At 71.8% G+C, this 3289-nt stretch carries 3 protein-coding genes; 2 read left to right on the top strand and 1 reads right to left on the bottom strand.

All coding sequences use genetic code 11. The features are described 5' to 3' along the window. Together ACY45C_RS01010 and ACY45C_RS01005 are read left to right on the top strand one after the other, a co-directional pair. A partial coding sequence (locus ACY45C_RS01010) for a DNA-processing protein DprA (protein WP_462185793.1) occupies window positions 1-687 on the top strand: 687 nt, incomplete at its 5' end. A gap of 15 nt (window positions 688-702) precedes the next feature. Beyond that, on the top strand, window positions 703-1881 hold the full coding sequence (locus tag ACY45C_RS01005; RefSeq protein WP_462185792.1) for a tyrosine-type recombinase/integrase: 1179 nt from the start codon (window positions 703-705) through the stop codon (window positions 1879-1881). On the opposite strand, the gene ACY45C_RS01000 is transcribed toward ACY45C_RS01005, so the two are convergent. Continuing rightward, on the bottom strand, window positions 1866-2915 hold the full coding sequence (locus tag ACY45C_RS01000; RefSeq protein WP_462185797.1) for a M23 family metallopeptidase: 1050 nt from the start codon (window positions 2913-2915) through the stop codon (window positions 1866-1868). The genes ACY45C_RS01005 and ACY45C_RS01000 overlap by 16 nt on opposite strands. Window positions 2916-3289: the final 374 nt, after the last annotated feature.

The following is a 3289-nucleotide window of genomic DNA, read 5'->3' as shown; positions in this document are numbered from 1 at the left end:
ATCGCCCGTACCGGGGCGGTAGTCAGCGAGGTGTCGCCGGGCACGCCTCCGTACCGACGCCGATTCCTCACCCGTAATCGCATCATCGCGGCTCTGTCCCGGGGGACGGTCCTGGTCGAGGCGGGCCACCGTAGCGGCGCGCTGAACACGGTCGCCCACACCCGTAGGCTCGGTCGTCCCGTCATGGTCGTTCCGGGACCGGTAACCAGCGCCATGAGCGCAGGCTGTCACCGGCTGCTCCGGGACTTCCGTGAACAGACGGTCCTGGTCACCGGAGCCGAGGACATCAGGGAGGAAATCGCGAGTATCGGATCGTTCGCACAGCGGCCGGCGAGCGGGGATGGCCCGCGGGACGGGTTGTCCGAGGCGGTGCGCGAGCTTCTCGACGCGATGCCGGCCCGCGCTGCCGTCGGGGTGGCTGTGCTGGCGCGCCGCACCGGCCTGCGCCCCGAGGCGGTGCTGGCGATGCTGGGCCCACTCGCGGTGGAGGGGCTGGTCGAGAACGTGGCGGGCGGTTACCGCCTCACGAATCTGGGCCGAGCGCCGCCGAACCCGTCCCATCCCGCCACGTCCGGCAGGCGGTCCGGTACCCGACCGGGTGCCGCCCACGGCGGGGCCGATCGTTCCCCGACGCGCAGTACCGCGGATCCGGGACTCGACGGCGAAAACCCCGATGGGGAGACCTGAGGCAGCTTGGGTGCAATGTCCTCGGGTGCAATGTCGCGGACGCCGCGGCGTCTTGACGAGAACCGCCGATGCCGCCACGGTCGTCGCATGGCCCTGCGAGGCGAGAGCACCGAGGAGCCCGCCGACGGTCGGCTTCCGCCGCGGCAGCACCCCCGATCGACGCGTGGATCAGACGCCCGGCCAGGCGAGATAGACGCCCGGCCAGGCGAGATAGTCGAGACACCCGAGTCCGGCTGGGAGACGGCGGTCGCGGGTTTTCTCCGCCATCTCACCGCGGAGCTGGACCGATCTCCTGAGACCGTGCGTGCCTACACCGCCGACCTCGCTAACCTGCGCGCTCACGCGGAGCGGATGGGCTGTTCGGTCCTCGCCGACCTCGATCTGGCGCTTCTGCGGAGCTGGCTCGCCTCGATGCGCGCCGCCGGGGCGGCGCCGGCAAGCCTGGCCCGGCGCGCCTCGATGGCCCGGGTCTTCTCCTCCTATGCGGCGCGCCGTGGCTTCCTCGACACCGACGTCGCCGCACGGCTCGTAGGTAACCGTACGGTCAGAAGGGTGCCTGAGGTGCTCACCGCCGCGGCCGCGCGTCAGCTCCTTGAGAACCCTTCGCCTGATGTGTCGCCTCCGGGCACGTCGCAGCCGTCCGGGCTGCCGGACTCGACGGCAGACTCCGAGCGGGCCGTACGGCGGGCGGTGGAGCTGCGGGACGCACTCGTTCTCGAGCTCCTGTACGGCAGCGGAATCCGGGTGTCCGAGCTGTGCGGTCTTGACCTGGGGCACATTGATGACGACCGGCGGTTGCTGCGGGTCCTCGGTAAGGGTGGCAAAGAGCGCAGCGTGCCGTTCAGTGTGCCGGCGGTGGCCTCCCTGCGGTCCTGGCGATCAACGGGACGGCCGCGGCTGATGACCGCCCGTAGCGGGCGTGCGCTGCTCCTCGGCCTGCGCGGAGGTCGCCTCGACCCGCGCACGGTACGGCGGATTCTGACGACGAGGGTGGCGGCCGGTGTTGCTCCGGCCGGTCTGACTCCGCATGGTCTGCGACATTCGGCGGCGACGCACATGCTGGAAGGCGGGGCCGATTTGCGCTCCGTCCAGGAGTTTCTCGGCCATGCAAGTCTCGCGACCACGCAGATCTATACCCACGTGACGCCGGAACGGTTGCGCGCGGCCTTTGAGCAGGCTCATCCCCGGGCTTGAGAGAAGGCCGGGGACCCAGGGGAGCGATCTGCTAGGGGGAGGAGGGGCAGGAGGCGGGGCGGAGTTCTGCGGAAGAACAGCAGAGGATTGAGGTAGTCCGTCCGGCGCAGAAGCCCCCAGTGCAGGCATGCGGCCACCGGACAGCCTGGATGGCCATCGCTCATCCAGCCGAGCAGGTCCCCGGCTCGGACCGCGGTTCCGGGGCTGATCGCCGGCGTCAGTGGTTCGTAGGTCGTGCGGAGGTCGCCATGCGTGACGGTGACGATGCCGCGGTTCGCCACGGACCCGGCGAAACTCACCACCCCGTCGGCTGCGGCGAGAACCGGGGCGGCCGGAGAGGCTTTGAGGTCGATTCCGCGATGACCCGGTCCGTAGGGCGAAAGCGGGCGTTCGAAACCGCGGCTCACCGTGACGGCCCCCGACAACGGCCATCGCAGAGCCCGGACCCTGCCGCCGTGGGCCGGCGGTGCCGCGGAGTTCTCCGGTCTGACGTCGCCGGGTGGCGGGTCCGGGTGCTCGTCCCCTTCTCCGCCGCCCGGCGGGCCGGCGGCCGGCGGGGTCACGGCCGGCCGCGTTCGTTCCCCGGCTCGGCGGTCCGCCGGCCGGGGAGATCGTGGGGCGGAGGGAGGCCGGACGGTGGGAGTCGCCGGTCGTCGAGATGACGAGGTTGCCTTCGGCGAGGGGGCGCGAGGCGAGGGGGCCGGATGCGCCGCCGGCGTCGACCGCGCTGTGGACGGAGCAGGTGTCGTCGAGGGTTCCGCCGACGTGCCGGGGGTGAGCCTGAGAGGAGGTGGGACCGGGGTCCTCACCACGGCCCGAACCTGGCTGACCCCCAGGGCCTGCTCGATGACGTCGTGGCGGGGCGCGGTACCGAACCCGTCACCGGGGCCGAGCCCACCGGCGGAGTCGGTCGCACCGGACGGGGCGGACCGCCCGGGCTCGGACAAGGGCTCGGACAAGGCGGTGGTGCTCCGTTGCGGATCACGTGCGGCCAGGACGAGGCGTGGCCCGTCGGCGTGCGGCTTGATCGGCATCGTAGTGGGCCGTCCCAGGGCGATCAGGATGGCGACCGCCGGGATGACGAGCCAGAGCGGGTCGAAGCGTGGCAAAGGGGGCATGACGGTGACACCTCCGGGTCCGGGGGAGGCGCGGCGGCCGGACCCGGTCCAGGTCCGCTCGTCCGGCCGCCGCTGTGCCGATCCGAGGGGGGAGCGGACCGGCCTCGTCCACGGTGCGGCGTTTTGATGCCGTTGGGTAGACCGGCCGTGTGATCTGTGGATAACTCCCGCCGCATGCTGTCGGTGCCCGCGCTCTGTGGACATCGCCGGCCGGTCCGTTGATCCGATCCGATGTGGTCGCCCGATGGATCCTCGTACCCGGCAGGTATCATCGCTCGCAGGGCCCGTCC

It is taken from the genome of Frankia sp. CcWB2 (genome assembly GCF_977927585.1).
This window is presented reverse-complemented; position numbering and strand designations above follow the sequence as displayed.